This is a genomic window from Cellulomonas xiejunii (genome assembly GCF_024508315.1).
GTDB classification, from domain to species: Bacteria; Actinomycetota; Actinomycetes; order Actinomycetales; family Cellulomonadaceae; genus Cellulomonas; species Cellulomonas xiejunii.
On the sequence record NZ_CP101987.1, the window covers coordinates 458098 to 483641 of the forward strand.

At 70.2% G+C, this 25544-nt stretch carries 33 protein-coding genes and 1 pseudogene; 17 read left to right on the top strand and 17 right to left on the bottom strand.

Translation table 11 applies throughout. The features are described from left to right. Nucleotides 1-14: 14 nt before the first annotated feature. The gene (locus NP048_RS02240) at nucleotides 15-761 is read right to left on the bottom strand and encodes a hypothetical protein (RefSeq protein WP_227577872.1); all 747 of its coding nucleotides are present in this window, start codon (nucleotides 759-761) and stop codon (nucleotides 15-17) included. Between the two features lie 307 nt (nucleotides 762-1068). Here NP048_RS02240 and NP048_RS02245 point away from each other — a divergent pair. The 4 genes and pseudogenes from NP048_RS02245 to NP048_RS02260 form a co-directional block, all read left to right on the top strand. Further along, nucleotides 1069-1198: pseudogene (locus tag NP048_RS02245) on the top strand (IS3 family transposase); the annotation flags it as partial. A gap of 270 nt (nucleotides 1199-1468) precedes the next feature. Then, complete coding sequence (locus NP048_RS02250; protein WP_227577873.1) at nucleotides 1469-1660, top strand: helix-turn-helix transcriptional regulator; 192 nt, start codon at nucleotides 1469-1471, stop codon at nucleotides 1658-1660. Beyond that, nucleotides 1650-2078 (top strand): hypothetical protein, encoded by a 429-nt coding sequence (locus tag NP048_RS02255; RefSeq protein WP_227577874.1) that lies wholly within the window; start codon nucleotides 1650-1652, stop codon nucleotides 2076-2078. The genes NP048_RS02250 and NP048_RS02255 overlap by 11 nt, the downstream gene beginning before the upstream one ends. 48 nt (nucleotides 2079-2126) lie before the next feature. Beyond that, entirely contained in the window at nucleotides 2127-2810 is a 684-nt protein-coding gene (locus tag NP048_RS02260) for an HAD family hydrolase (protein WP_227577875.1), read from the top strand. Between the two features lie 90 nt (nucleotides 2811-2900). Here NP048_RS02260 and NP048_RS02265 read toward each other — a convergent pair whose 3' ends face one another. Both NP048_RS02265 and NP048_RS02270 read right to left on the bottom strand, forming a co-directional pair. Next, nucleotides 2901-3413: a hypothetical protein gene (locus NP048_RS02265; RefSeq protein ID WP_227577876.1), complete on the bottom strand. Its 513-nt coding sequence runs from the start codon at nucleotides 3411-3413 to the stop codon at nucleotides 2901-2903. A 47-nt stretch (nucleotides 3414-3460) separates the two neighbouring features. After that, nucleotides 3461-4684, bottom strand: a complete 1224-nt coding sequence (locus NP048_RS02270; RefSeq protein WP_227577877.1) for an RICIN domain-containing protein — start codon at nucleotides 4682-4684, stop codon at nucleotides 3461-3463. Nucleotides 4685-4926: 242 nt separating this feature from the next. Between NP048_RS02270 and NP048_RS02275 the strand changes: the two genes are divergently transcribed. From NP048_RS02275 to NP048_RS02295, 5 genes are all read left to right on the top strand, one after another. Next, entirely contained in the window at nucleotides 4927-6069 is a 1143-nt protein-coding gene (locus NP048_RS02275) for a 3-oxoacyl-[acyl-carrier-protein] synthase III C-terminal domain-containing protein (protein ID WP_227577878.1), read from the top strand. Beyond that, nucleotides 6066-6773: an iron-containing redox enzyme family protein gene (locus NP048_RS02280; RefSeq protein ID WP_227577879.1), complete on the top strand. Its 708-nt coding sequence runs from the start codon at nucleotides 6066-6068 to the stop codon at nucleotides 6771-6773. Before NP048_RS02275 ends, NP048_RS02280 begins: the two co-directional genes overlap by 4 nt. A gap of 1 nt (nucleotide 6774) precedes the next feature. After that, nucleotides 6775-7626 carry a DUF6999 family protein gene (locus NP048_RS02285; RefSeq protein WP_227577880.1) on the top strand — a complete coding sequence of 284 codons (852 nt, stop codon included), beginning with the start codon at nucleotides 6775-6777 and terminating at the stop codon, nucleotides 7624-7626. A gap of 150 nt (nucleotides 7627-7776) precedes the next feature. Further along, nucleotides 7777-8340, top strand: a complete 564-nt coding sequence (locus tag NP048_RS02290) for a DUF7010 family protein (protein WP_227577881.1) — start codon at nucleotides 7777-7779, stop codon at nucleotides 8338-8340. A 582-nt stretch (nucleotides 8341-8922) separates the two neighbouring features. After that, a complete protein-coding gene (locus tag NP048_RS02295) occupies nucleotides 8923-9147 on the top strand; it encodes a hypothetical protein (protein ID WP_227577882.1) in 225 nt (74 codons plus the stop codon). Between the two features lie 33 nt (nucleotides 9148-9180). Here NP048_RS02295 and NP048_RS02300 read toward each other — a convergent pair whose 3' ends face one another. From NP048_RS02300 to NP048_RS02330, 7 genes are all read right to left on the bottom strand, one after another. Next, on the bottom strand, nucleotides 9181-9657 hold the full coding sequence (locus tag NP048_RS02300) for a hypothetical protein (RefSeq protein ID WP_256769415.1): 477 nt from the start codon (nucleotides 9655-9657) through the stop codon (nucleotides 9181-9183). Next, nucleotides 9654-9788, bottom strand: a complete 135-nt coding sequence (locus tag NP048_RS02305) for a hypothetical protein (RefSeq protein WP_256769417.1) — start codon at nucleotides 9786-9788, stop codon at nucleotides 9654-9656. The genes NP048_RS02300 and NP048_RS02305 overlap by 4 nt, the downstream gene beginning before the upstream one ends. An 8-nt stretch (nucleotides 9789-9796) precedes the next feature. Then, nucleotides 9797-10150 carry an immunity protein Imm33 domain-containing protein gene (locus tag NP048_RS02310; RefSeq protein WP_227577884.1) on the bottom strand — a complete coding sequence of 118 codons (354 nt, stop codon included), beginning with the start codon at nucleotides 10148-10150 and terminating at the stop codon, nucleotides 9797-9799. 333 nt (nucleotides 10151-10483) lie between these two features. Further along, nucleotides 10484-10792: a hypothetical protein gene (locus NP048_RS02315; RefSeq protein WP_227577885.1), complete on the bottom strand. Its 309-nt coding sequence runs from the start codon at nucleotides 10790-10792 to the stop codon at nucleotides 10484-10486. 567 nt (nucleotides 10793-11359) lie between these two features. Beyond that, the gene (locus NP048_RS02320) at nucleotides 11360-12058 is read right to left on the bottom strand and encodes an RCC1 domain-containing protein (RefSeq protein WP_227577886.1); all 699 of its coding nucleotides are present in this window, start codon (nucleotides 12056-12058) and stop codon (nucleotides 11360-11362) included. A gap of 312 nt (nucleotides 12059-12370) precedes the next feature. Next, entirely contained in the window at nucleotides 12371-12817 is a 447-nt protein-coding gene (locus tag NP048_RS02325) for a VOC family protein (protein ID WP_227577887.1), read from the bottom strand. Between the two features lie 188 nt (nucleotides 12818-13005). Beyond that, the gene (locus tag NP048_RS02330; protein WP_227577888.1) at nucleotides 13006-13743 is read right to left on the bottom strand and encodes a GH25 family lysozyme; all 738 of its coding nucleotides are present in this window, start codon (nucleotides 13741-13743) and stop codon (nucleotides 13006-13008) included. A gap of 374 nt (nucleotides 13744-14117) precedes the next feature. On the opposite strand from NP048_RS02330, the gene NP048_RS02335 reads away from it, so the two are divergent. Together NP048_RS02335 and NP048_RS02340 are read left to right on the top strand one after the other, a co-directional pair. Continuing rightward, nucleotides 14118-14513 (top strand): hypothetical protein, encoded by a 396-nt coding sequence (locus NP048_RS02335; RefSeq protein WP_227577889.1) that lies wholly within the window; start codon nucleotides 14118-14120, stop codon nucleotides 14511-14513. Between the two features lie 369 nt (nucleotides 14514-14882). Next, nucleotides 14883-15230, top strand: a complete 348-nt coding sequence (locus tag NP048_RS02340) for a hypothetical protein (RefSeq protein ID WP_227577890.1) — start codon at nucleotides 14883-14885, stop codon at nucleotides 15228-15230. 103 nt (nucleotides 15231-15333) lie between these two features. Here the strand turns inward: NP048_RS02340 and NP048_RS02345 are convergent, their stop codons facing one another. Further along, complete coding sequence (locus NP048_RS02345; RefSeq protein ID WP_227577891.1) at nucleotides 15334-15681, bottom strand: hypothetical protein; 348 nt, start codon at nucleotides 15679-15681, stop codon at nucleotides 15334-15336. Between the two features lie 136 nt (nucleotides 15682-15817). On the opposite strand from NP048_RS02345, the gene NP048_RS02350 reads away from it, so the two are divergent. The 3 genes from NP048_RS02350 (at nucleotide 15818) to NP048_RS02360 (ending at nucleotide 17474) form a co-directional block, all read left to right on the top strand. Continuing rightward, nucleotides 15818-16282 carry a hypothetical protein gene (locus NP048_RS02350; RefSeq protein ID WP_227577892.1) on the top strand — a complete coding sequence of 155 codons (465 nt, stop codon included), beginning with the start codon at nucleotides 15818-15820 and terminating at the stop codon, nucleotides 16280-16282. 162 nt (nucleotides 16283-16444) lie between these two features. Beyond that, complete coding sequence (locus tag NP048_RS02355; RefSeq protein ID WP_227577893.1) at nucleotides 16445-16651, top strand: hypothetical protein; 207 nt, start codon at nucleotides 16445-16447, stop codon at nucleotides 16649-16651. A gap of 106 nt (nucleotides 16652-16757) precedes the next feature. Then, nucleotides 16758-17474, top strand: a complete 717-nt coding sequence (locus NP048_RS02360) for a DUF2625 family protein (RefSeq protein WP_227577894.1) — start codon at nucleotides 16758-16760, stop codon at nucleotides 17472-17474. On the opposite strand, the gene NP048_RS02365 is transcribed toward NP048_RS02360, so the two are convergent. The 3 genes from NP048_RS02365 to NP048_RS02375 form a co-directional block, all read right to left on the bottom strand. Further along, nucleotides 17420-18148 carry a hypothetical protein gene (locus NP048_RS02365; RefSeq protein WP_227577895.1) on the bottom strand — a complete coding sequence of 243 codons (729 nt, stop codon included), beginning with the start codon at nucleotides 18146-18148 and terminating at the stop codon, nucleotides 17420-17422. The genes NP048_RS02360 and NP048_RS02365 overlap by 55 nt on opposite strands. A 167-nt stretch (nucleotides 18149-18315) precedes the next feature. Then, nucleotides 18316-18837: a hypothetical protein gene (locus NP048_RS02370; protein WP_227577896.1), complete on the bottom strand. Its 522-nt coding sequence runs from the start codon at nucleotides 18835-18837 to the stop codon at nucleotides 18316-18318. Between the two features lie 607 nt (nucleotides 18838-19444). Continuing rightward, entirely contained in the window at nucleotides 19445-20428 is a 984-nt protein-coding gene (locus NP048_RS02375; RefSeq protein ID WP_227577897.1) for a hypothetical protein, read from the bottom strand. Nucleotides 20429-20873: 445 nt separating this feature from the next. Here NP048_RS02375 and NP048_RS02380 point away from each other — a divergent pair, with 445 nt between their 5' ends. Beyond that, the gene (locus NP048_RS02380) at nucleotides 20874-21590 is read left to right on the top strand and encodes a class I SAM-dependent methyltransferase (protein ID WP_227577898.1); all 717 of its coding nucleotides are present in this window, start codon (nucleotides 20874-20876) and stop codon (nucleotides 21588-21590) included. 39 nt (nucleotides 21591-21629) lie between these two features. Beyond that, nucleotides 21630-21923: a DUF4304 domain-containing protein gene (locus tag NP048_RS19430; RefSeq protein ID WP_489146102.1), complete on the top strand. Its 294-nt coding sequence runs from the start codon at nucleotides 21630-21632 to the stop codon at nucleotides 21921-21923. 349 nt (nucleotides 21924-22272) lie between these two features. Here NP048_RS19430 and NP048_RS02385 read toward each other — a convergent pair whose 3' ends face one another. Both NP048_RS02385 and NP048_RS02390 read right to left on the bottom strand, forming a co-directional pair. Next, on the bottom strand, nucleotides 22273-22977 hold the full coding sequence (locus NP048_RS02385) for a nucleotidyltransferase family protein (RefSeq protein ID WP_227577900.1): 705 nt from the start codon (nucleotides 22975-22977) through the stop codon (nucleotides 22273-22275). 268 nt (nucleotides 22978-23245) lie between these two features. Then, nucleotides 23246-23593 (bottom strand): MazG nucleotide pyrophosphohydrolase domain-containing protein, encoded by a 348-nt coding sequence (locus NP048_RS02390; RefSeq protein WP_227577901.1) that lies wholly within the window; start codon nucleotides 23591-23593, stop codon nucleotides 23246-23248. 39 nt (nucleotides 23594-23632) lie between these two features. On the opposite strand from NP048_RS02390, the gene NP048_RS02395 reads away from it, so the two are divergent. Beyond that, a complete protein-coding gene (locus tag NP048_RS02395) occupies nucleotides 23633-24166 on the top strand; it encodes a ribonuclease FAU-1 family protein (RefSeq protein ID WP_227577902.1) in 534 nt (177 codons plus the stop codon). Nucleotides 24167-24970: 804 nt separating this feature from the next. Here the strand turns inward: NP048_RS02395 and NP048_RS02400 are convergent. Further along, complete coding sequence (locus NP048_RS02400; protein WP_227577903.1) at nucleotides 24971-25456, bottom strand: hypothetical protein; 486 nt, start codon at nucleotides 25454-25456, stop codon at nucleotides 24971-24973. Nucleotides 25457-25544 lie beyond the last annotated feature (88 nt).

The following is a 25544-nucleotide window of genomic DNA, read 5'->3' on the forward strand; positions in this document are numbered from 1 at the left end:
CACGCCCGTTCGGCTCAGCGGTTCTCGAAGCAGTACTGGTGCCGGAAGGCGTCAAGAGCATCGGTCGCGAGCGCGGGGTAGAGGTCAGCCAGGTGGCTGCACATGCGCGAGGCGTCCTCCACGACGCCCGCCCCAGGCCGCAGGGAAACCCTGCCGGCCTCGCCGAGTATGTGGGACACCGCCGCGCCGAGCTCCTCACGCGTCCAGGGCACGTCCACCGCGCCGGGCCGCTCGTCCGGCTGCAGCCGCAGGTCCCGCCCCCACCTGCTCGCCAGCAGGAGGGCGGTGCTGAGCTCGACGTCCACCGGCCGTCGGTCGTCGTCGTCGTCGGACGGCACGATCACCCGGGCTCGGTGCGCGCACGGCAAGGGCCGGGGCGGTGGCGGGGGAACCGCCGCCTTGCGGACGTCGCGGAGCTCCGCGGCGAGGTCCTCGACGCGCCCGGACGTCGCAGGGAGCCTGCCGCGCAACCGGTAGGACGGGAGCAGGTCGAGGTGGCCGCCCTGGCGCGCGGACAGCCGGAGCACCCTGCCGCGGTACGGGCCGGCCTCGGCGGTCCCCGTGTCCACGCGTGTGACGTCGGCCCAACCGAGCGTCAGCAGCACGACGCCGTGCCGGGACAGCTCGACGCCGTCGGCGGACCACGCCAGGGTCAGGCGGGTCCCGCTCGGGACGTCACCGCCCGCCGCGCCGAGGGCCTCGAGTGCGCTGCCCAAGGTGGCGCCCGCGCGGACCGCGTGCGTGCGCCGGAGGTCGACCATGGCAGGCAACCTAGCGCGTGCGTCGGATCCGTCGGCACGATCGACGCCATGCAGTCAGCCCTCGTCGTCTGCCACGCAGACCCGGCTCAGCGAGAGGTGCGGATGCAGCTCACGCTGCCGACGTCTGCCGAGCATGCGTGGCACGCGCTGACAGACGGTGGGCGCACGACCAGCTGGTTGGGGCGCGTCGACGTCAGAGCGATGACCGACGGCGGGCACTTCGGTCTGTGGCACGACGAGGCCGTCCGGTCTCGGCACACCGTCCTGCAGTGGCGTCCTGGACGCCTGCTCACGCTGCCCTGCCGGGAAGAGGCTCTACCCGCTCGTGAACGAGCTCGCCGCCGACGCCGGTGCCCGTCGCGGTGACGTGCCGGGTCCTCCAGCTCGCCAGACAGCCCTACTACCGCTGGCGCGCGGCGCCCGTCACGCATCGGGAACCTCCCAACCGGCTGTCACTGCTGCGACGGGTAGGTGCGCGTCGAGGTACTGCAGGTGACGGTAGCCATAGGCGTCTCGGCCCGAGCAGAGCGTTGCCGCCGGCAGGGCCCCTCGGTCGCGCCCCGCGTGGCCGGCCCTGGGGCTCCGGCCCGGCAGGTTGACGGCGCGGGCGGCGTGGGCGCGATGCAGCCGTCAAGGTCGCTTGACATCCCCGGACGTGTCAAGCACCCTTGTCATGACAAGGGTGCTTGACACGTGAGGTTGCCGCCATGAAGAACGACGTCCGAGAGCTGCGGCTTGCTGCGGGCCTCTCGCAGCGTGAGCTGGCCGAGGCGCTCGCGGTCTCGCGCCAGACCGTCAACTCGATCGAGACGGGTCGTTACGACCCCTCACTTCCGCTCGCCATCGCCATCGCCCGCCGCTTCCAGCGTTCCGTAGAGGAGATCTTCCATGTCGACTGACCGTCCCCTGGGCGCCCACCGTGTCGCGGCCACCGTCATCTACCTGGCGGCGGTCGCCCTGATCGTCGTCGTGGGCCTGCTGGTCCAGGAGCACGGGCCCGGGAACATGGGACGGGGGATGGTCCAGGGCGCCGGGGTGGGGCTGGTCGGCGGGCTCTTCGTGCTCTGGCGCGTGACGCGCCGGCCCGCGAGCGCCACGACCTTCGAGCGGTCCTGGACCCAGACGGGCGACGAGCGCGACGACGCCGTGCTCACCAGGGCGCTGGCCGTGCTCGGCCTGGTCACGTTCCCGGTCACCGCGGCCGCCACGATCGCCGTCGCTCTCGGGTCGCCGGTCGAGATGGTGCTCGCGCTCCTGCTGATGACGCAGTTCGCCGTCGGGGCCGTGGCGTTCGCCGTCATCAACCGTCGGAGCTGAGTGCGGCGCGCGATACCCGTCGAGCCCGGGCTCGCTATCGTGCAGCCCGTGTACCGCGGACTCCTCCTCGACGTGTACGGCACCCTCGTGCACGAGGACGACGAGATCCTCGGGCCCATCTGCGCCCACGTCGCGCAGCTCGCCGGTGTCGAGCCCCGCGTCGTGGCGAAGGAGTGGGGGCGTCGGTTCCACGAGGCCTGCCGCGCGGCCCACGGCGACGCGTTCCGTCTGCAGGGCGACCTCAACCACGAGACGCTCGCGGAGACCATGCAGCACTTCGACGTGCGGGGCGACGCGGAGGCGCTCTGTCGCCCTCAGTTCGACTTCTGGCGTCGTCCTGCGCTCTTCGCCGACAGCCTGCCGTTCCTGCAGCAGCTCGGGGTGCCTGTGTGCGTGGTCTCCAACATCGACCGGGCCGACGTGCTGGCGGCGCTGGACCTGCACCACCTGCCCGTGGACGCCGTCGTCACGAGCGAGGACGCCCGCGCCTACAAGCCTCGCCCGGAGCCCTTCGAGCTCGCTCTGGACGCTCTGGGGCTGCGGCCCGACGAGGTCCTGCACGTGGGGGACTCGCCGTCTGCCGACGTCGGCGGCGCCGGTGCGCTCGGGATGGACACGGCATGGCTCAACCGCAAGGGACGCCAGGCCCCACCGGGCTGCGAACCCACCTTCACGGCGGGCTCCTTCCACGCCCTGGTGGTGCAGCTGAGCCTGGGTGGGCAGGGCGTCTGATCGCCACGAGGAGGGCAGCGGCCGTGCGCGAGAGTCGGTCCGTATCACCCACCAGGGACGGCGCCACAGGGGTCTCGGTGGAGGTGAGTCTCAGCCGGGGGTGCCGAGGCGCTCGAGCGCCCGCACCAGGAGCGCTTCCGTCGGTGCGGTGAGCACCGCCACCTCCCCGTCGTGCGGGACGTCGATGACGAGGCGGATGTCGAGCCCGCGCATCGCCGCTGCCCGGGCGCTGCCGTGCTTGTCGCGGAGGGCGAACGTGTCGGGCGGACGCCGCGAGGACTGCCAGATGAGTGCGCCGCCGTCCGTCGCGGTCTGCAGCTCCGGAGCTGCGTCGCGCAGCTGAACCGGTGTGAGCAGCAGGTCGAACGACATGCGGCGGACGGTCCACCGACTCGCGGGCGCGTCCGAGTGCTCACTCAGCGGCACCGCGAGCGGTGTCCACCGCCAGTCCGCAGCGCAGTGGTCCTCCACGACGACGAACTCCAAGCCGGGGTCGGTCGCCCTCACGATGTCCGACAGGTGCGCGGGCCACGCCCCGGCGGTCCACAGACCGTGGTCGCCCTGCTGGGGTGCGCCGGACGTGTCCACGCTGAAGTGGATCACACCGGACAGGCCAGTGCTGCTGGGTCGATCTCGGTGACGTGCTTGGCTCAGCCCGTCTTGACCAGCTGCCACTGCTGGTTGGTCCCGTTCCAGTCGGAGTACTGGACGATGTTCCCGCCGTCGCTGGTGGAGGCGCCCTGCACCTCGACCGCCTTGCCGCTGTTGCGGCTGATCAGCTCGACGTAGCCGTCGATCGTCTGGATGCTGAACTGCTGGTTGGTGCCGCTGTTGTCGCTCCACTGCTGGATCGCCGCACCGTCGGCGGTCGACCTCGCGGCCACGTCGAGGACCTTGCCCGACAGCCGCGACTTCAGCTTGTAGTAGCCGTTGCCGGTGCTGACGAACTGCCACTGCTGCTGGTTGCCGTTGTTGCGGGACCACTGGGTGATGCGGGCGCCGTCCGCGGTGGACAGGTTGTACACGTCGATGGCCTTGCCGCTGTTGCGGTTGACGAGCGTGTACCAGGCCGAGGTGTCCACCGGGCCGGTGCCGGGATTGGAGGTCGGGCTGGGCGTGGGGGTCGGGGTCGGCGTGGGAGTGGGGGTCGTGCCCCCCGACGGGTTGCCGATGCTCCCCGGCACGGCACGCAGCGCGTTGTACCAGGTGGCCGCCATCTTGTCGTAGCCGTTCGCGTTGGGGTGCACGCCGTCGGGGAGGTCGGAGAGGCTGACCGCCGGGTACATGTCGACGAGGTGCACGCGCTTGCCGGCGTTGGCCCTGCTCGACACGATGCCGGGGATGGCGGAGTTGTAGGCCCGCACCTGCGAGTCCGCGTACGAGACCGGGATGAGGGTCGCGACGAAGACGTCGGTCTGCGGGGACGTGCTGGTGATCTTGTCGATGACCCCCGCGAGCCGGTTCGGCGCGTTCGCCAGGTCGCGGTTCTGGCTGATGTCGTTGGTGCCGATGTGCAGCAGCACGGTGCGCGGCTGGTAGGTCCGCACCCAGTTGACGATGTTGGCGTCGATCTGGTCGATCCTCCAGCCGGAGTGCCCCTCGTGGTCGTGGTCCCACAGGCTCGACGGCCCGTTGAAGCCCGATCCCACGAAGTCCGTGGTGTAGCCGCCCTGGGCGAGGCGCTGCCAGAGGCCGACGCGGTAGCCGCCGCCTCCGGACATGCCGATGCCCTCCGTGATCGAGTCGCCCAGGGGCATCACGCGGGTGCCCCCGTTGCTCTCGGCGGAGGCAGGCGCGGACTGGGTCACGACCCCTCCGGCCAGTGCGACGCTGAGGGTGACGGCGAGCATCAGCCGTCGGGCGGTCCGGAGCATGTCGTCTGCCTCCTGGGGATAGAGCGCGGCGTGTTCCACGTCGTTGTGAACGTTCACGCGGCGAGGTCGGGGCCAGCCTGGCACGAGGGCCGAGCAACTGCGACGAGCGCAAACGATTAGGTGGGGTGCCAGACACCGGAGGTCGGTCGCGGACGCGCGGCGCGCCACCGACGTCCTGACGCCCTGACTCGTCACCCGGGCAGCGGGCTCCCGGAGTGGTGCGTCGGACCTAGGCTCCCGCCATGACGACGACCGCGCGCGCGTACCTCACGGGCTTCGGTCGCTACCTTCCCGGCCCCCCGGTGGACAACGACGGCATGGCAGCGCGGCTCGGCGGTGACGACGCCGTCACCGCACGCATCCGAGGCAGCATCCTGGCGTCCAACGGCATCAGGCAGCGGCACTACGCGCTCGATGAGCAGGGCGAACCCACCGAGCTCAACGAGGAGCTCGCGGTCAAGGCGCTCAACGCGGCGCTCGATGATCGCGGCATCCAACCATCAGACCTGAGGATGCTGGCGACCGCGACGACCATGGGCGACGTGCTCGTGCCCGGCTTCGCCAACATGGTGCACGGTCGCCTCGGTGGCGGACCGATGCAGCTGCTGTCCGCGTCGGGAGTCTGTGCCTCGAGCATGGCAGCGCTGGATGCCGTGGTCAGCAAGGTCCGGCTCGGTGATCACCCGCGCGGGGCGGTCGTGGCCTCCGAGCTGCCGAGCCGCAGCCTGCGGCAGCGTCGGTACGAGGGGTTCCGCGCCGGCATGGACGCGCACTTCCTGCGGTGGATGCTCTCCGACGGGGCGGGGGCCGTGGTCGTCGAGTTCCAGCCGCACCCCACGAGGCTCTCGTTGCGGGTCGACTGGATCCGGCAGGTGTCGCTCGCTCACGACCACGCCGTGTGCATGCGCGCCGGCATGAGCGGTGACGAGACCCACGTCGGCGGCACCTGGCAGGACGTCGCCCTCGCGGACGCGCAGGCCGCGGGCATGTTCGTCCTGCGGCAGGACGTCGGCATGCTCGACGACCTCGCCGAGGCCGGGATCGCGCAGTTCGAGGAGCTCGTGGACATCGGGCTGGTCGACGTCCGCCACCTCGACCACGTCATCTGCCACTACAGCACCAACGTCTTCCGGGATGTCGCGTTCGACGCGCTGCGTCGTCGCGTCCCCTCCCTCGACACCGACCGGTGGTTCTCCAACCTCGAGACCCGCGGCAACACCGGGTCGGCCAGCATCTTCATCGCCCTCGAGGAGGCGTGGCGCACGGGCCGCTTCGAGCCCGGGGAGACCATCCTGCTCGCCGTGCCGGAGTCCGGCCGTTTCTCGTTCGCCTTCGCCCAGCTCACCGTCGTCGCCCCGACCCGCCCGCAAGGAGCATCGTCATGACCAGTGCCACCTCGACCGTCCCGTCGACGGCCGACGGGACGGACCCCGCGGGCGCCTCGCTCCTCGAGCGACTCGGCGAGGTCTGGCTCGAGCTCGAGGACCACCTGGCCAGGGTGCCCGTGCTGCAGCGCCTCGACGACGGCACCGTCACGCTCGAGGACTACATGCGCCTGCTGTTCAACCTGCGCCAGCAGGTCATCGACGGCTCGCTGTGGATCGCGCGTGCGGCGTCCAACTTCGACATCGACCACTTCGAGCTGCGCGCGGCGGCGATCAAGCACGCCGAGGAGGAGCACCGGGACCACTTCCTGCTGGAGGCCGACTATGTCGCGCTCGGCGGTTCGCGGGAGGAGCTGCGTGCCGGTCGCAAGAACGTCGGCTCGGAGGCCCTCTCGGGCTACCTCTTCACCTACGCGAGCAAGCCGAACCCCGCGGGTCTGCTCGGCGCGATGTTCATCATCGAGGGTCTGGGCGCCCGCCGCGCGGCGCAGTGGGCGGCCCGGTTCCAGGAGGTGCTCGGCCTCGCCGACAACCAGGTCCACTTCATGACGTACCACCAGGAGGCGGACGGCGCGCACACCGGTGACATGGAGGCGATCCTGACGTCCGGCCTGATCGACGACGCGACCGCCGACGAGATCGTGCGGTGCGCGCAGGTCGTCGCCCGGCTCTACGCGCTGCAGCTCGAAGAGCTGGACCGCTGACGTGGCAGAGTTCGTCCGCTCCGACCCGAGCATGTGGGAGGCGATCTTCGCCGACCCCTCGGTTCCGCTCGACCGGGCGGTGGTCCGGCAGATCATCGACGACCAGCGACGTCCGTCCCGACGCTGGCTGTACCCGCTGGCGATGGTGCTCTCGCGGGTGCTCGTCACGATCATCCGCGTGCTGAAGCGCGTCCTGCCCTTCCGGTGGATGCCGCTGGGGACGATGGACTTCCTCTGCGTCTGGTTCCTGCGGCGGTGCGTGTCACCCGACGCCGTGGACCTGCTGCTGCGCCACTTCGTCATCGAGACGAACCTGGTGAACTTCATCATCCGCAACACCCCGGTGGGCATCGAGCCCGTCACGCTGCGTCCCGAGTCGTTGTCCGAGCTGGGCGACCAGGCCGTCGTCGAGCACGACGTCAACGTGTACGACGTGCTCATCGCGCTGGACGTCGTGCCTCTCGTCGCCCGGGACCCGCTCGACTTCCGTCAGCTGGACATCCCGCCGCTCGACGCCGAGCGGCATCGCCGGCGACTGGTCCGCCTCGACATCCAGACGGCGCTGTGCTTCATGAACATCCCGTTCGCGGTGGCGCTCAGCTCGGACGAGTACCGCCGTGCGGTGCACTCGATGCGGTTCGACGACTCGTTCCTCGAGATCCTCGCCGTCGTCACCGGCGACGACACCTTCCGGCACTGGAAGCTCGCCGGCATGAGCCTGTGGATGGACTCGAACGTCGACGTGCCGCGCATGGTGTACCGCCATGCGCTCGTCTGCGAGTACGCGCACGCGCAGCTGGTGAAGCTCGCCGGCGGCGAGTACCCGCGGGACACGTCGGTGGAGTTCGACTGATCCAGCGGGACGGGGCGCACGTTCCGAAGCCGCGGCTCCGGCACCCGGACCACACCGTGTACTCGATGCCCGCGCGCGCGAAAATGCACGCGGTCGCTGCAGGCGCCGTGTCGGTGCTCGGCGTTGGTTGGGTCCTGCCTACCCTCGGGCATGTCCGATGTCGAGGAACTCCTGGTCGAGCTCGCCGAGGTCAACCACCGGGGTGCGGTGTTCCTGCTCGCCTACGGGACGACCTGGCTGGTGTGCGCGGTGCTGTGGCGCACGCTCAGGTCGGACCGTGCGGCAATGGCGACGCTGTTCCAGGGGATGGTCGCACTGCCCGTCGCGCTGGTCGTCTCCGCCGGCTTGGGGATGTTCGACGAACGACCCGGTGGGGAGGCGATCACCCAGCTCGGAATCCTGATCTCGATGTCCCAGCTGCTCGTCCTGCCCCTCCTGATCGTGCTGTTCGCACGCGGCCGCTACACCGTCGTCCCGCTTGTCTTCTCCGTGGCCGGGGCGATCCACTTCCTCCCCTACGCATGGCTCTACCAGAGCGGGCTGTACATCCTGATGCCGATCGTCATCGCGGTCGGGCTCGCGATCACCTACGGGACGGATCGTGTCGTCGGGGAGGGCGAACTGATGAGCGCGTCCGGAGCGGGGAGGGTGTGTGCGCTGACGGGTGCGGCCCTCGTGGCGGCAGGATGCGTTGCCGTCGTAGCGCCGTTCTAGCGACCTCGTGCGGACCCTCGCTCGGTGTCGTCAGCGGGGCCCTGCGGGGCCCTGCGGTCCACGGCCCCCGGGGCCCGAATCGCTGCCTTCGTCACCCACGAGCGCCAGACGGTCGACGAACGTCCCCTCCAGTGCCGACCCAGATGGCAGCCGGGGATGCGCCCGCGACAAACTACGCGCGAACGGCGACACGAAAGTGACGACTCGACGCGACAGCGACAGAGGTCGGACGCGAACCCGCATCGGTTGTAGGAACTCAGCGGAGCTGTCCGCATGGCGCGGCCATGACCTGCGGAGACGACGGCGTCCCATCTTCCTGTCCGAATCCTCAGAACCTGCCCCGCGAGTGGCCCGGTCCCCGATCCAGGTGGCCCGCTGGTGAACGTCGGTCGTGGGTAGGCACGATGGCGGGGTGAGCAGGGGACCGGAACGGCGAGAGCAACGGGCGGGGCAGAACGACCGCTCGGAGGCGAGTCCGGCCGGAGACGGCGATGAGTGGCCGTCGCCGATTCGTGACGGGGGTGGCTCGATGCCTCTGGGACGCGATGGCGGCGCCGTGGCGGTCTGTGCACGGACAAGCGCGTGAGGCGCTTGTTGGGTTCGCCCGAGGTCCGGGTTCTGCTGTTCTACGGAGCACACGCACCGGCGGAGGTCGAGCCGGCCGAACGGGACGCGTTGTGGCAGCGGATGCGCCGCTACCTCAAGGAGCCTGCGGTTCGTGATCCCGGCGACCACACCGACTTCGATACCGGGGAGTTCCGGGACGACCAGCGCCGCACGCTGCTGGTCATCGAGGAGTCGTCCTGATCGAGCAGGTTCGTCGCGGGGCACGGCCCCGTCTCAGATACCTGTCCGAGCCCCCGGCGGTACGCGCCGCTGCAGACGGTCGATCGTCCGCACCACCTCGTCGCGGTGCTGTGCCGAGGTGATCCACGACGGCAGGCGCTCGAGCATGCTGGTGGGGCCGAGGTCGTCCGGCCTCTCGCGCAGCTTCGCGGCGACGTGGGCGCGGAGCACGCCGAGATGGCGTTCGTTGTAGGCCCACAGCACCCGCCCGCCGCAGCACGGACTCTGCAGCCACAGCGGCGCGCCGAAGTAGGGGTCGGTCGCTCCACCCCACGCGCTCCCCGACCTCGGTGGACGTTCCTGCACCAGAGAACAGTGCGGGCACACGAGGCGGCGGGGCCACGACCCGAGCCACTCGTCGGTCCGTGTCGTCACGACGACCCTGGCGCAGGCCTGGCAGGAAGGACAGGTCACGAGCACGTCCTCGGCGGTGAGCTCGTAGGCCGTCAGCCCGGGGTCGCGGTGCCTCACGCCGTGCCTGTCGTCGTCTGTACCGTCCACGGCGCCAGTGTCGTCGACACGACGGGATCACCCGTCAGGACGACCTGGTCGAGGAAGCTCATGGAACCACCCGGTGCTGAGTCGTAGGCAGGACTCGTCATCGTCCAGCCTAGGAACCCTGCAGGAGGCCTGCGTCGAACCAGACGTCCTCGTAGCCCGGGGCGATGAGGAAGCGCCAGCCGGGTGCGAGCTCGAGGTAGGGGCGGACCCACTGGCTCAGTGGGCCAAGGTGCTCGACATGGCGCGGCTCGAAGAAGTCGGCCGCCGAAGAGAGCTCCTCGCCCGCCCAGATGTACCAGCCGCACGCGCGCCCGGCGGGAGGGTGCCGTAAGCCGTTGATGGGCAGAAGGCCAGTTCCGACTGCCTGCGCGACGCCGACGATCTCCCCCGGGAGGACCGGCGACCGGTCAGCACCGAACCGCCCGGCCACGTCGCCGCCCCGACCAAGCGCTGTCTCCGCCATGCGCACGGAGGTTACGAGGGCGATGTCCTGCAAGCAACGGCGGCGGACGCCGCTCCTGTAGGAGGAGCTCAGCGGAACTGTCCGCATGGCGCGGCCCTGACCTGCGGGTGGACAGGCGAGTGAGACGACGGACGTCTCATCGTCCTGTCCGAATCCTCAGAACCAGCCCGGCGAGTGGCCCGTTCCCGATCCAGGTGACCCGCTGGTGAACGTCGGCCGTGCGCCGTTCTGCGTGGTCGTCGGCGGCGAGCCCGGTCGGAACCGGCTCGACTCGGTCGTCGCCTGTCGCCGCGAGTGCCCTGGCTGCCCGGTACCGGGCGTACAGGCCATACGTCAGCGGTTCGCCCACGCGTAACTCATCATCAGTGCGTTCAGTGCCTCCTTTGAAAGCTCAGGGTGCTGCGGTGCGAACACGTCGTGCACGAGTCGGCACTCCTCCCAGACAGTGATGCCCCGTGCCTCGACCGGGACACTCCACAGTTCGGAGCGCAGGGAGTGGATCGCTGCACGCAGTTCCTGAGGTGATCGACGAACGGCGTGGGCGGCGAGAACCTCGGGTCGATCATGGATCATTCCTACATACGCGACGATCGCGTCGCTCAGTTCCGTGTCGACCGGGACGGCAGCCTGCGACGAGCTCATCGAACGATGATCGCAAGGTCCAGGGTGGTGAAGGAACTCCTTCCACTCGTTCGGTGTCCCTCCCGAGCCTGGCACCTGGAACGTTGCCGAACCTCTGCTCAAGGCGTCAGGCAGCATCGCTCATCGAGCGTCTTCCCGCGGCAGGTGGCACCGGTCGCACGAGGGTGTTCGGCCCAGAACGAGCAGCAACTGGCTGCGTGATGCCAGCGGGATCTGTAGGGACTCGTCGAACCTGGCCAGCGCCCGAGGCCCTGAACTGCGGCGGGACATCTGCGTGAGACACCTCTCGTCTCACGCAGCTGTCCGAATCTTCGGCCCACCGCCTCGACGAAAACGATCTGCGATCCGCTGACCTGCGCCAACGCAAGACCGACGTCGCCCACCGGCGGTCCGTGGAACTCCGTGAGACTTGGCCAACTCGGACGAGATCCCACAGAACTGCAGGACCTTACGCGGTCCGTCCGCTGCTAGCTGCAGTGACCTGTGTGCTGACAGCAGCGGGGACCGGCCTGGCGTCTCACCTCCGTGCCCGGATCCTTGCGATCGCACGCCAGGGCTCCGGCGTGCTCACCGAGCTCGGACGTGCCAGCCCGCGACATCGCACCGGCCGCCATCGTTGTTGCCGGCGGCGAGGACAGTCCCATCCGCTCGTAGGCCGAGGGTGTGCGTCGACCCGGCGGCGACGGCCACCACGTCTCGCCATGAGGCGGTGTCGCACTGCCCGCGGCTGTTGTCGCCGGCGGCCAGGACCCGCCCTCTGGTATCGACCCCTGCGGTGTGGTGGCTGCCCGCCGACACCGCGACGACGTCGCGCCAGTCCAGCACCTCCGCGGCACCGGCGCTGCGGTCGCCGGCGGCGAGCACCCGGCCCGTCCCGGTGACGGCGACGGTGTGCAGGTAGCCGGCCGAGACCGAGGTGATGCCGCGCCATCCGCTGACCTCGCACTGCCCCCTGCGGTTGTTCCCCACGGCAGCGACCGTGCCATCTGCCCGCAGGCCCACGGAATGCCAGTCTCCCGCCGCGGCGGCGACGATCTCCTCCCACTCATCGACCTGGCACGCGCCTTCACGCGCGCGACCCGCGGCGAGCACGGTGCCACTCGCACGGACACCCAGCGTGCGCCGCCAGCCGGCGGCGACGAACACCACGTCCGCCCAGCCAGCGACGGCACACTGGCCGTCCTTGTCCCAACCGACCGCGACAACCGTCCCGTCGGTACGCAGGCCCACGGTGTGCGAGCGGCCCGTGTTCGGTGCCGTGTGCACGTTGCCGACCGCGACCGACACGATGTCGGACCACGCACCGACGGAGCACTCCGGCGATCCGGGGGCGCCTGCGGCAACGACAGATCCGTCCGAGCGCACGCCCACGGAGTGCCGTCGCCCAGCGGCGATCACGGGGCGTCGCGCGTCCGTCACGGAGCACCCGTGCCGGCGTCGGGGTGGGGAGGGGCGCTGGAGTGCCCGACGATCGGGCGGTTCAGCGGGTCCGGCGTCGTGTCGGCCATCGCGTCAGCCTCTCCGGCCTGGAACGGGCAAGGGCTCCCGACGGCGGGCGGCGCCTGCACCGACCGGACCTCACGGCGAGCGCGGGGTCACGGACTGTCCGCCCCACTCCTCGGGCGCGACGTCCGCGAGCGTCTGGTTGAGCACCCACTGGTGGCCGAACGGGTCGTTCAGCGTGGCCTGCCGCTCGCCGTACTCCCAGTCGTGCGACGGCTCGACCAGGACGGCTCCGCGAGCGAGCGCCACCGTGACGACGGCGTCCGCGTCGGCGACCTTGAGCATGACCTGGTGGGAACGGCCGTCGGGATCCGGGACGCGGCGTCCGGGGCGCTCCTCGGCGACGACGAGCTCGGCGGCAGGGCCGTCCGGGAGCCCGAGCTGGGCGCGGTGTCCCTCGCCGATGCGGACGTGCTCGACGAAGCCGAGCACCTCGGTGTACCAGGCGACCGCGGCGCGGACGTCTGCGACGATCAGTACGGGCGTGACCCGGGCGTGTGGTGCGGAGCGGTTGGTCAGCACCCAGCCAACGTAGGCCGACGGTGTCCGTTCTGCCGCTCGCGGGACGAGCGCCGTCCTGTGCCACTCGCCGCCAGGCTCGTCCATGCGGTCAGCGTGGCAGGTGACACGTCGGTGACGACGCGACATCGCGATGACAGATCGACGACAACGACAGCTCCGGCCTGCTTCGTGACCTGCCTTCGCCAGGCCTACCGCAGGGCGCGCAGGTCGTCGAGGTCGCCGTCGAAGACGTTCATGTCGATGAACGACTCCTCGCCGTCGTACCCGTCGAGGCGGTCCCGGTTCGAGTACTGCCAGAAGGTCCACGCCCGGTCGTCCGACATGGTGGGCGGCACCATCACCGACCGGATCCAGATCGGCGTGCCCGGGAAGTGGCCGGCGACGTACCTGTCGTACGCGCTGCGGGTCGCGTAGACGACCGGCTCGATGCCGTGGTCACGCAGGGTCTCGATGAGCGCGGTCAGCTCCGGGCGGACCTGCGACGCGTCCGGGGGGTCGGCGTGGAACGTCGCGTAGTACTCGACGTCGATCGCGAGGGGCAGCAGGTCCTCGTCGTCCGGCACCGTCGCGAGCACGTGCTCCGCCTGCGCCCTGCCGCTGCTCTCGAAGCTGAAGAAGTGGTACGCACCGACCATCAGCCCGGCCTCACGCGCCCCGCGCAGGTTCGCCTCGAACTCCCGGTCGACGAACGACGAGCCCTCGGTGGCCTTCACGTACGCGAAGTCGACGTCCTGCCGGGCGATCGTCGGCCAGTCGACGGTTCCCTGCCACGCCGAGACGTCGACCCCCCGCACGTCGTAGCGCGCCGCGAACAGACGGTTCGGCCACACCAGGCCGCGTTCGACGAGCGCCGCCCCGAGCGCGACGACGACGATCGTCCCCGTCAGGACGATCAGCAGGACACGGACGCGACGGCGGCTCGGCACCGCGCCAGTCTGGCGTCGTCGCGCGTCCTGCGCGCGCAACGTCCACCTGACCGGCCGCGGACGCTGCGTGCCACGATCTGGTCGCCGAGGCGCGCAACGCGCCCGGTCATCGCGGCTCGTCGGGACCGTAGGTTCGCGCGCGGCAGACCGCCCTTCACCGCGGGCTCGTCCATCTGGTGACCCACTTCGGGCGCTGTAGGAACTCAGCGGATCTGTCCACGTGGCGTGGCCATGACCTGCGGGTGGACAGGCGCGTGAGACGACGGACGTCTCATCTTCCTGTCCGAATCCTCAGAACCTGCCCCTAGTGGCCTGGTTCCCGATCCCAGGTGGTGCGCTGGCGGACGTCGGTCGTGGATAGGCACGATGGCAGGGTGAGCAGGGGACCGGAACGACGGCGGCGGCGGGCTGGGCTGAACGACCGCCTGGATCCGAGTCCTGCCGGCGATGGTGGTCAGTGGTCGTCGCCGATTCGTGACGGGGAGTGGCTCGACGCCTATGGGGCGCGATGGCGGCGTCGTGGCGGTCTGTGCACCGACAAGCGCGTGAGGCGCCTGCTGGGTTCTCCCGAAGTCCGGGTTCTGCTGTTCTACGGACCACACGGACCGACGGAGGTCGAGCCAGCCGATCGGGACGCGTTGTGGCAGCGGATGTGCCGCTACCTCAAGGAGCCGGCGGTTCGCGATCCCGGCGACTGCACCGACTTCGATGCTGGGGAGTTCCGGGACGACCAGCGCCGCACGCTGCTGGTCATCGAGGAGTCCTGCTGATCGATCACGTTCGTAGCCAGGCGGGATCGCGGCGCGGCCTGCCCCCCGCGACAAGACGGCGTCATCACGTCTTCAGCGCGACCACGAGTTTCCGCGCAGCCTGCTCGGTAGATTCAGCAAGCCGTCACTGCGACCGGAGGCTCTGCGTGCCCGTGAACACCCCCGCCCCGGAGGGCTTGTGGGCAGCAGTCCACGCCGAACGCTCCGCCCGCGGCCGAGGCCGACAGCGACTGTCCCCGTCGACGAGCGTGACGCGGCGCGACGCGGTCTGGTCCGCCGGCGCGGACGCCACGGAGTGAGTGCGGCGGCAGCGCGGGCCGGGTCTGCGGGCGCCCGTCCGCGGGCCTCGACGCGACGCGCAGGGCACCCGTGAGCACCGGCGCGAGCGAGGCCATCAGCGGCTTCCTGCTCGTCGGGCCGTTGTCGTCGGTGATCGTCCTGACCTGGGTGGCGTCGTGGTGGCGTCCGCGGCTCCGGCCGGGAGTCGTCGCGGCGGTAGGGCTGGCTGCAGGTGTGCTGGCCATCGTCGCGGCCGGGCTGTGGCCGGACGACGACGAGGGCGGTGGCTTGTCGTCGGTGTCGACCGCGAGTGCCGTGCTGTTCCTCAACGGCCTCCTTGCCGTGTGGATCAGCGCGGCCCTGCTGCTCATCACCGGGATCGTCGCGCTGGTGCGGTGGGCCCGCAGCGAGGGCCTCGGCGCAGAGCGTGGCCGGTGAGCGGCGTGCAGGCCTCAAGCCCGCTCACCCGGTCCGGGGGCAGGCGTCGTCGAACCCGGCGGCGCCGATCCACGCGGCGCCACGGGCGAAACCTCTGTGGCGCCTACGCGTGGCCGATCGACCACGGTGAGCCAGAGGTCAGCGCGTTCGGGATCTCTGAGACTGTGAGGACGAAGCCCTCGAGCTCGAACGCGAGGAAGTCGTCAGGAGCTCGGCGGACACCCGTGACGGTCAGGCCGTTGAGTTCATCGAGAGCCGGCATCACCGCGTCGTCATGCTGTCGGAGCTCCGGCCAACCGGGCAGGACGGAGAATGTCGAGTCGATGTACAGCCGCACCTCGCGTCCCGACTGAGGATCAGCCAGACCGACGAACGGCCACGCCTGTCGTCGACCCGCTTCGACGATGCGCCAGCCCTTCAAGAGTCTGGGTCTGAGTTCCTCCGGCTCCATGACGTGACCGTAGCCTCAAGGCGCATCATCGCAGCGTGATGATCGTCGACGTCGGCGACACCAGTTTGAGACGACGACAGCGAACTTGAGATCCAGGTGCAAGAACTCATCGGACTTGTCCGCGGGGGTGGGGTTGATGGAGCGCGACGAGATCCTGTCGGTGCTGCGGGGTGGGCTGCGTGAGCGTGGCTTCACGGGGCCCGGCGGCCGGCTGCGTCTCGTCTCACCGCACATGGCCTGGATGGTCGACCTCGGACGGGTGCCACGGACCGATCGGGCGGAGGTCTACGTCGGAATCTGCCCAGTGGAGCTGGCGCCGGGCGGTTGGCCAACGTGTGCCAACAACTGCCCGATCGTCCTGTACCCCGAGAGCGGCGGTGCACCGTTCGGCCTCGATCGCTGGGACGCCTGGCAGGCGCTGGACGCTGGCAGCAGCCTGTCGGACGAGATCCGCCGTGGCGAGCTGCTGGCGATCGTCGACGCCGTCGCTGAGTTGAGCACTCAGGTCACGACTCTCCAGGACCTGAAGGAGATGTTCGCCGCTGGGCGCCTCCGCCAGTTCGTGCACAAGAACGCGAGGGCCCTCCTGCGTAGCCCGTAGAGCAGTCGCACGACCACCCGGTCATGCCGCTGTCCCCGCTCTTGGCCACGTGAACCACAGTCCTGTCGGCTGCCGGACGCTACCCTCCGCGGGTGACGACAGCGCAGGTCGTCCTTGCTGGCGGCGCTGGTGCCGCTCGTCCAGGGTTGGCAGCTGGCGACCGTGGTCGAGGTGCTCACCGACTGTCTGCTCTGGACCCGCGGTCAGGGCGAGTTCGTCACCGACGACGGCACCACGCACCACCTCGGCGACGACACGCTCGAAGCGATCGACTCGGTGCGCCCCACGCTGGAGCTGCTCGTGCAGAGCGGTGACGAGCCCGCGCTCCCAGCCCTGGCCGACCTGATTGCGGCGCTGCACGACGCCTGAGCGTCGGCAGCGCGCCGAAACCGGCCGGGCGACCGTCAGAAACGATGCGACCGCCGGTTCCCGCTGCGCCCTTGTCGCGGCGCCGCCAGGGCGGCAGAGTCCCCCTGTGACCTTACGCAGCGGTGCGGAGCTGGCCGACGTCGCCGAGCCGGCGTGGCCCCTGATCGCAGACGCGGTCGATACAGCCGTGGTGCCGGTGCGCGTCATCCGGGTCTCGCGTGATCGCGGTCTGCGCGAGCTGCGCCGCCTCCAGGTCTCGGCGGCGTCCGTCCTGGGAGCACTGGCCCTCAACTGCGGCGGCTTGGTCCTCGACGGGGGATGGGTGCGCATCCTCGGCGCGGGTGCGGAGCACCTGCCCTCGCTCGCGGACGCCAATGGGCTGGGCGACGGCGAGCACGAGGCTGCCGCTCCAGGGCGCCTCGTGGTGGCGTTCGACGTGCTCGGGGGCGTCTTCGCCGTCGACGGCGGCGCACTCGGCATCGGCCCGGGCGAGGTCTGCTACCGCGGCCCGGACACGCTGAGATGGGTCGGGCTGGGCGCGGGCCATGGCGCGTTCGTCCTGTCGGCACTGGACGGCGCGCTCGGCGACGACTTCTACGACGGGCTGCGATGGTCGTCGTGGCGCGAGGACGTGACCGCCCTGCAGCTGGACGAGGGGATGCACCTCTGGCCGCCACCGTTCAGTGCGGAGGGACGTGCCGCCGAAACGGTCAGCCGGTGCCCGGCCTCTCACGCGGAGCTCGTCGCCTACTACGACGACCTGGCTCGTCAGCTCGAGTCCGTGCCGGAAGGCGCGCGCTTCAACATCACGACGCGGGAGTGACCGGCTGGGAGTGCCGCCCGCGGGGTGAGGGTCTGCCGGCCGAGGGTGCTCACGACCATCGCACTCCTCGCCCCGCGTGGCCCCGCGGTCCGGTACGACCGGACCGGCGCCTCCGGTCGGTCCCACGGCGGGCCCCACTCGCTGAGCACGTCGACGAACACCCAGCGGGCGTCGGGCTCGGGTGGCGCGTAGCAGTAGACGGTCTTGCCGACGACGATCGACGCGGCGGGCAGCTCGGCGACGAGGCGGCCGCGCGTCCAGGCATCGATCCGGTCCGGGTCGCAGAGCGCCGTGACGACGCTCGCGAGGTCGTGCGCGGACAGACGGGGCACGTCGAGCCAGCCGAACAGGGCGGCGAGCTCGGCGTACCAGGCCGCCACCTCCGCGTTGCCCGTCGACCTCACGGTGAGGTCGTGCCCCTCGACCTGCACGTCTCCGCTCGCGAACCACCACAGCATCGACTCGGCGCCGGTCGACCCGAAGTCGTCGCGGCGGCGGCGGCTCATCTCCCGCGCGTACGCCTGCTCGCAGTCGTCGACGTACGCGAGCACCTCGAGGAGCTCGCGGCAGGAGACCTCGGCCGCGCGGGCGTCGGGCACGTACATGCCCGTGCGGTGGCACACCTGCTGGAACCGTCCGACCAGGCGCTCGCGGAGCTCTTCCAGGCTGGGCACGGCCGTCACCCTATCGAGGGCTGGTTGCCGGACGAGGGTGCTCAGTCACACCGGCTGGACGGAGACGCTCAGCCGCGTAGACGCATCGGCCTCGCCCGAACCGGTACGGCGCAGGCGGCTCGTCTTCCAGCCAACTGCTCCCCTGACGGCGACTGCGCGGTCCTAGCTCACCGGGTCGAACGTCTTCTGGAAGCGCGATAACTCTGCCGGCCGCTCTCCGGCACCACCTGGACAACGAAGTCAGGCAGGGCGTTCGCGGTGGGTCGGCCGTCGGAACCGACGGACTCCGGATCCTGGTCCCAGTCGACAACTGTCACGCGCACCTGGTATCTGCCAGCCGCGAGAGGAACGCGCGCAGTGGCGGCCTCCGGGTCACCTACGTGCTCGATACCGCTGAGGGCGGCCTCTTCGCCGGTCACGACCAGCAGGTACGGGTCGCTGGTCAGCCAGGCGTGACGAGACTCGCGCTCGGAGAGCACGTCGGGTGCGACGGCAATCCGGACGCCGTAGGCGCCGTCGGAGCCGATGTTGATCGGGACCAGTTCCCCGCCGGAGATCGCGGCGTCGAGACGGTCGTAGAGCTCCGACTCCCAGGTGTCGTAGTCGGTGATGCGGTCGAACGTGGAGGCGCACCAGAGCGCGAGCATCCCAGCATCGGTGGAGGCCGTCACCACACCGTTCTCGGTCACGCCCGGAGCCTAGACCCGAGTCGCAACAAGGGGCCCGCATGCGTCCCGGTCGCACCCGTAGGAACTCAGCGGAGTTGTCCGGGTGGCGCGGCCATGACCTGCGGGTGGACAGGTGGGTGAGACGACGGACGTCTCAGCTTCCTGTCCGAATCCTCTGAACCTGCCCCGCGAGTGGCCCGTTCCCCGGGTCAGGTGGCCCGCTGGTGAACGTCGGTCGTGGGTAGGCACGATGGCGGGTGATCAGGGGACCGGAACGGCGAGAGCGACGGGCGGGGCAGAGCGACCGCCCGGAGCCGAGTCCTGCCGGAGACGGCGGTGAGTGGCCGTCGCCGATTCGTGACGGGGAGTGGCTCGATGCCGCTGGGACGCGATGGCGGCGCCGTGGCGGTCTGTGCGCGGACAAGCGCGTGAGGCGCTTGTTGGGTTCGCCGAGGTCCGGGTTCTGCTGTTCTACGGACCACACGCACCGACGGAGGTCGAGCCAGCCGATCGGGACGCGTTTGCGCCGGTCGCGACGATGGCCCCGATCACGTCGTAGGCGATCGTCGCCCCGACGACCCACCGGATCCGCCGCTCGAGCGGCGCCCGACGGGCAACCGGCAAGGGCTCAGCCCCATGTCGCGAGCGCACGGCACGCCTCCCGGTCCTGGGGGAGACCGCAGTCCTCAAGAACCCGGCGGGCCTCGTCGTCCCCGGACGACCAGACACGGTCGGTCTCGACGAGGGCCTCGAGCAGGGCCCGCTGGGAGTCGCTCAGGGGGCGGTCCGGGAAGTACGGCTCGGGGAAGGCGAAGCGGGTCACGGCGCCCCAGCCGTCCACCACGACGTAGGAGTTGTTCCTGACGAAGTCGCACGCCGCCGGGGCGATCTCCTCGAAGCTCGGGCGGAACCGGAGCGCCGCGAGCACGAGCCGGGCGGTGGGGAGGCGCTCGACCGGTGGGCCGCCCAGCAGGTCGAGGATCACCTGCCGGGCTTGCGGGTCGTCCTGGTGGACGAGCGCGGCCAGAGCCCGGGCGACGGGGTCCGGGTCGTCGAGGAGGTCACGCACGTCCGCACCGAGATCCGCGAGGATGTCGACAAACTCCTGCCGGGGCTCGGTGCTGCGGTCCATCGCCGTGCGGACGAGGGCGGCGGCCTCCTCGCGCCGGTCCGCGAGGGGCGGCAGGAGGGCGATCGCCCCGAGCAGCCTCGCGTACAGGTAAGCGTCGTCGGGTGAGGACCTCTCCACCAGCGTCCTGACCGCCGGGTACCCCTCCGCGAGGGCGTCGACCACCAGCGGGAGCATCCACGCCTGGGAGCCCCACTGGATCCAGTCGTCCATGCACCAGGCGGTCTTCTCGAGGAACCCCACGATCTCCTCGACGGTGTCGGGGTGCGCCCGTCCCTCCGCCAGCAGCGTCGTCACCACCCGGATGGCCGGCGGGCCGGCGCTGAGCACCGCCCCCTGGTGGAGGATCGAGTCCCAGAGGTGCCGCACGGCCGCCTCGCGGGCTGTCTCGCTGGGACTGTGCTCGAGGGCGTGGAGGTGGCCCGGGGTGTCGGTCGCCGGACCGTGCGAGTGCTCCAGGACCGACCAGTCGACGTGCTGCATGACCGGGCAACCTAGCAGCGGCCGCGCCGGTGACTCGGTGACGCGCCGGCTCAGCCCACCTTGACCAGCTGCCACTCAACGGCAGCCTTGCCGTGTGGGTCAGCGCTGCCCTGCTGCTCGTCACCGGGATCGTCGCGCTGGTGCGGTGGGCCCGCAGCGAGGGCCTCGGCGCAGAGCGTGGCCGGTGAGCGGCGTGCTGGCGTCGGGCCCGCTCACCCGGTCCGGGGCGGGCGTCGTCGAACCCGGCAGCCTGCGACGCGGGCGGTCTCCGTCGCGCCCCAGCAGCTGCATGGGCTGCGCTGCGATCCGCACGCCACCTGGACGGGGTCGCCCGATCTGCCCGATCGGGGGGATGTCCGGATCCGTTGCTGTCAGCGCCTGGCAGTGTCGAGAGATCCGAAGACGTAAGGGTGTGCGGATCCGCGACGCCGCCTACGGTCTTGGCATGGTCAGACAGAACGTCTACGACGACGAGGGCTTCTTCACCGGCTACCAGCAGCTGCGGGCCACGCGCTCGGGCTTGAACGAGGCCTTGGAGCAGCCGGCGCTTCGTGCGCTGCTGCCTGACGTCGTAGGCGCGCGTGTCGTTGACCTGGGCTGTGGTGACGGCTCATTGGCCCGCGCTCTGACCGAGGCTGGCGCCGCCAGCGTGCTAGGGGTCGATCCCTCCGCGCGGATGCTCGCGCTGGCGCGGGCGCGCACCGAAGATCCCCGGGTTCGCTACGAGCAATTGTTCGCCGAGGACCTGCGCCTGCCCGATGCCTCCGTGGACCTGGTCGTCAGCAGCCTCGCGCTCCACTACATCCAGGATCTCGCAGGGCTGCTGGTGCGCATAGCGTCGTGGTTGCGCCCCGGCGGCAGCCTGGTGGCATCGATGGAGCATCCGGTCGTCACCGCCGCCCCCGGGCGTAGCAGTGAGGACGGATGGGTGGTGGCCGACTACGCGGAGGAGGGCGTACGGCACACCCGCTGGTACACCGACGACGTGATCAAGTTCCACCGCACGACGGGCACCGTGGTTGGCGCGCTCCTGCAGGCCGGGCTGGTGCTGACTGCCCTCGATGAGCCGGCGCCAACTCCGGCGGCGGTAAAGGAGCGTGTTGATCTGCAGGTACACCGCGACCGGCCTGCTCTGCTGCTGGTGCGTGCCGAGCGACCCTGAGGCCGCTGAGCGGTAGGCGAGGGGAGCGGGCCGGCACCCATGCACCGAAGATCCACCGCGTGTTTCCAGCTGCTTGAGCAGCGGGAGGGGGGAGGTGCAGGAACTCGCGCGACTTGTCCGGTGCCCAGCGCTCTGACCTGGGTACTGACATCTTCATGGGACGGCCGGGTCTGCCCTGGGGACTGGGCGGTGGTGACCGTCCAGTCGTCGCCGTGGAACACGGCTGATCGAGTGCGGTGCATCATCAACATCGCCGTCGCACCCGAGCCGTGGCTCAGGCTATGCGGCGATCGAGCTTCTCAGCGCTTCTCGCACGAGCCGAAGCCATCATGATGATGGACCAGGGCCCCAGCGTGGCCCTGGATGAGCTCCTTGACTTCGCCACCGCGAACTGGCTGCCGAGTGATCGCGAGGGGGCACGGCGCGACGAGGTCTGGATCCGCGAGCAGGCCGCAGCGGCCGACCCGAAGTAAGCGGTTCGCGAGGGTGTCGCGCGGCCATCAGCAGCGCACGGTCGCGCGCCGGACGCGCTGACGCGAAGCGGACAAGATGCGAACCCGGTGTAGGAACTCATCGAACTTGTCCGGCCCGAGGCTCTGACCTGCGGTGGGACAAGTAGTTGAGACACCTGCCATCTCACGCACTTGTCCACATCCTCAACGACCGGGAGGTGCGCGTCTGGTCAGCGGACGATGCCGGCCTGGAGTCGACCGCCAAGCGGTGCGAGCAGATCGTCGGCCACCTGGAGGAAGAGGGAGCGCTCGCCTGATGCGAACGCACCGATCAACCGGTCGGCAACGGCGGGGGCCCCGGTGCGGAGCCTGCGCAAGAGCCACTTCCCTGACCCGAGCCACTGCCGCTGCGTCAGGAGAAGCAGCTCGGACAGCGCGGTGAAGGCATCGGCCAAGAGCAGTGCACGCTCGCCGGGGTCGTCGGCGTCCGCCAGATCGTCGAGCAGAGCGCTGACGGCGTAACGGCGAACGTCGAGTGCGTGCTGCTCGATCCGCGGGCCAGCCGACAGCACGTCTCGTGCCCACGTCTGCAGATCGTGGAGTGCAGGCCCGGAGCGCAGGACTACGCCCTCGCTGAGCATCGTGAGGATGACCGGGCGGTGTGCGTCGACCTCGCGGCCGGCCCAGGTGCGGTACGCCTCGGGCGAGTACGCGAACACCTCTACGACGCGCCCGCTGTGCTCATATGTCGCTGCCAGACTCGACCGCCCGCCGTCCAGGGCGCCCGTCGGGCAGATCAGGACGAGGTCGAGATCGCTGGTCGGCGTGCTGGTGCCACTCGCGCTGCTTCCGGCGAGCACAGCACCGCAGGCCGCGGGAAACAGGCTGGCGATGAACTGTTCGGCGATCGCTGACTCGGCGTCGAGGGTCGGCACGCGCACGAGCCTAGAGGCGGTCACGGACCCCGTCCCGAGCCATGCCCATCTCCCCACCGTTGGCCCTCGGGCTGGGACGACTAGGTGAGATTGGGTCAGGCCGTGGGCAGCTTCATGAGATGGGGACAACTCAGATGAGATCCCACAGCGATGTAGGAACTCATCGGACCTGTCCGACACGCGAGCCTGTGAACTGCGCCTGGACAACTACGCGAGAACCCGGGCGTCTCACCAAGCTGTCCGAATCCTCAGCTGAGCGGACCGACGCTCACTGTGATTCCTCAGCCGCAACCGTGTCCGTCGGGTCCGCGATTGACTGTTCAAGCTGATCCATCGTGCGGAGGAAGGCTGCCTCGAGGTCGACCTCGTAGGTGCTCGCCAGGGTCATCACCGCCCACAGGCAGTCGGCCAGCTCGTGCGCGAGGGCCTCGTCCAGGTCGGGGTGTGGCCGGACGCCGGCCTTGCCCTGAACCAGCTTCATCAGGTCGCCCACGTCCCCAACGAGACCGAGGGCGATCTCTTCCTCTGTCCAGCTGCGTCCGTAACGCTCCTGCTCCCACCGCGCGTACCGAAGGCGGATCTGCGCCGCGCGGGCGGAGAGCACGAGGAAGTCCATACCGGACCGTAGCCGGACCCGCCGATAGGGTCATCGATCGTGTCGATCTATGAGCCAGGCACTTCGATCCAGCGGTTCGAGGTCCTGCACGACCGCGTGTGGATGCAGCATCCGGTGACGGTCGTGTCCGACGACGGTGCGACCTTGGCCGTCCGTCTGGATCCCGGTTCACGCTTCAACTTTCCTCCGCATCCGTTCGGTCCCCACCCATGGAGCTCGCACTCGGCCTGGGCGTCCACCGTGGTGCTCCAGCTCCACCGGAGCGGCGATCACTACGGGGTCTGGAAGTTCTTCGATGCCGCGGGGGCCTTCCAGAACTGGTACATCAACTTCGAAGCGCCCATCGTGCGCCGACGGAACGGGTTCGAGACCGACGATCACGGCCTGGACCTGATCGTCTTCCCGGACGGCCGACGCGAGTGGAAAGACGTGGCCGACCTGCACTGGCAGCGAGTCACCGGACGCATCGATGAGGGCACCGTCGGCCTCGTGCTGGCGGCCGCAGCCGATGTCGTAGCCCAACTCGACTCGAACAACCACTGGTGGAGTGCGTGGGACGGCTGGACACCGTGACCATGCCGAGCCACGAACCGGTCGACTACGGCTGTCCCTTCTGCCTGTTCCAGCGTGGCGTCGTCAGCGAGCACAACTGCCAGAGCGACGTCGTCGCGACGACCGACCTCGCACTCGCCCTCATCTCTCCCAAGTGGTGGCCCGCCAACCCTGGGGCAGCGCTGGTGGCTCCTCGGGAGCATCGCGAGAACCTCTACGACCTTCCCTCGACACGACGGCGACCGTCTGTATGAGCGCGACCGCGAGGCCAGATGGGTCGCCACCGACGAGCGAGCCCGGTACGCACGAGTGCTCGCCACCGAGCTGGACCGTCTGCCCGACGCTCCAGAGTCAGCTCTTGCCTATCGACCGAGCGCTGAGCATCGAACGCCTTCTCGCGACGACTTCGTGCGGACGCTGTCACGCCCGGTAGCCGCTTCGAGCAGCACGGGCGCCTGAGCGATTGTAGGAACTCATCGAAGTTGTCCCGAGCCCGACGCCCTGACCTGCGGTGGGACAACTGGGTCAGAGGGCGCGCGTCTCACCTAGTTGTCCGAATACTCAGTGCCGCTGGGTCCGGGGCGGGCGCCGACTGCTCTCTGGCCGCTGCCTGGTCGCCGCTCCGCAGGGGAGCGTGTAGGGACCCACCGAGCCCGTCCGCTGCCTGGGTCCGTGGCCAACCTCCGGACGAGTGGGTGAGATGACCCGTCTCACCTGGGCCTGTTCCTCAGCCGGGGGTCGTTGCGGAGCTCCGGGTTGCCGGGGGAGTAGCAGACCGGCGGGGGCCTGCCAGACGGCGACTGCACCGGGCTGGGCCCGGGCTGCTCAGCCGACGTCGAGGTCCCTGCGGATCGCGGCACGCAGCGAGGGCTCCAGCGCAGCCATCTTCGGCTCGATCACGGAGAAGGTGATCAGGCCGCTCTCGGCGTCCAGGCTCATGACCCACTCCCGGTAGGTCTCAGCGGCGGCGGTCAGCGCGTCAAACACCTCTTTGTTGCCGAGAACCCCGACCTCGAATACGAGTCGTTCGAGCTTCCACCACTCGACAGGGTCCCCCGGCGTGAACGCCTCGCCTCGCTCGTTCGCGGCCCGCTCGGCGAGGTACGTCTCGCGCATCTCGCGTCGGATCGCACGCAGCCCCCAGAGCGCTTCGACGTAAAGGTCCTTGCGCTCGGCACGGCGGGCAGCCTTCGCCTCCTTGCGATTCGCCATAGACGTCGAGATCGCCTGCCACGACACGGTCAGTAGACCACCGACAGCCGCGCCACCGAGACCGACGAGTGCGACCTGGATTTCCGGAGTGACTGCCACAGCCAGGAGGCTAGCGGGGCGAGGAGATCGGTGCCGTCGCGCCAGAGACTGGGCTGCGGGTAACGGATGTCCAGCGCCAGTTCCTCTC

Coding starts and splice junctions, on each gene's coding strand:
- NP048_RS02255 (WP_227577874.1), top strand. CDS start 1,650: ATGTCGACTGACCGTCCCCTGGGCGCCCACCGTGTCGCGGCCACCGTC.
- NP048_RS02345 (WP_227577891.1), bottom strand. CDS start 15,681: ATGGAGCCGGAGGAACTCAGACCCAGACTCTTGAAGGGCTGGCGCATC.
- NP048_RS02240 (WP_227577872.1), bottom strand. CDS start 761: ATGGTCGACCTCCGGCGCACGCACGCGGTCCGCGCGGGCGCCACCTTG.
- NP048_RS02380 (WP_227577898.1), top strand. CDS start 20,874: ATGGTCAGACAGAACGTCTACGACGACGAGGGCTTCTTCACCGGCTAC.
- NP048_RS02390 (WP_227577901.1), bottom strand. CDS start 23,593: ATGGACTTCCTCGTGCTCTCCGCCCGCGCGGCGCAGATCCGCCTTCGG.
- NP048_RS02280 (WP_227577879.1), top strand. CDS start 6,066: ATGACCAGTGCCACCTCGACCGTCCCGTCGACGGCCGACGGGACGGAC.
- NP048_RS02290 (WP_227577881.1), top strand. CDS start 7,777: ATGTCCGATGTCGAGGAACTCCTGGTCGAGCTCGCCGAGGTCAACCAC.
- NP048_RS02375 (WP_227577897.1), bottom strand. CDS start 20,428: ATGCAGCACGTCGACTGGTCGGTCCTGGAGCACTCGCACGGTCCGGCG.
- NP048_RS02305 (WP_256769417.1), bottom strand. CDS start 9,788: ATGACGAGTCCTGCCTACGACTCAGCACCGGGTGGTTCCATGAGCTTC.
- NP048_RS02310 (WP_227577884.1), bottom strand. CDS start 10,150: ATGGCGGAGACAGCGCTTGGTCGGGGCGGCGACGTGGCCGGGCGGTTC.
- NP048_RS02250 (WP_227577873.1), top strand. CDS start 1,469: ATGAAGAACGACGTCCGAGAGCTGCGGCTTGCTGCGGGCCTCTCGCAG.
- NP048_RS02275 (WP_227577878.1), top strand. CDS start 4,927: ATGACGACGACCGCGCGCGCGTACCTCACGGGCTTCGGTCGCTACCTT.
- NP048_RS02270 (WP_227577877.1), bottom strand. CDS start 4,684: ATGCTCCGGACCGCCCGACGGCTGATGCTCGCCGTCACCCTCAGCGTC.
- NP048_RS19430 (WP_489146102.1), top strand. CDS start 21,630: ATGCACCGAAGATCCACCGCGTGTTTCCAGCTGCTTGAGCAGCGGGAG.
- NP048_RS02315 (WP_227577885.1), bottom strand. CDS start 10,792: ATGAGCTCGTCGCAGGCTGCCGTCCCGGTCGACACGGAACTGAGCGAC.
- NP048_RS02350 (WP_227577892.1), top strand. CDS start 15,818: ATGGAGCGCGACGAGATCCTGTCGGTGCTGCGGGGTGGGCTGCGTGAG.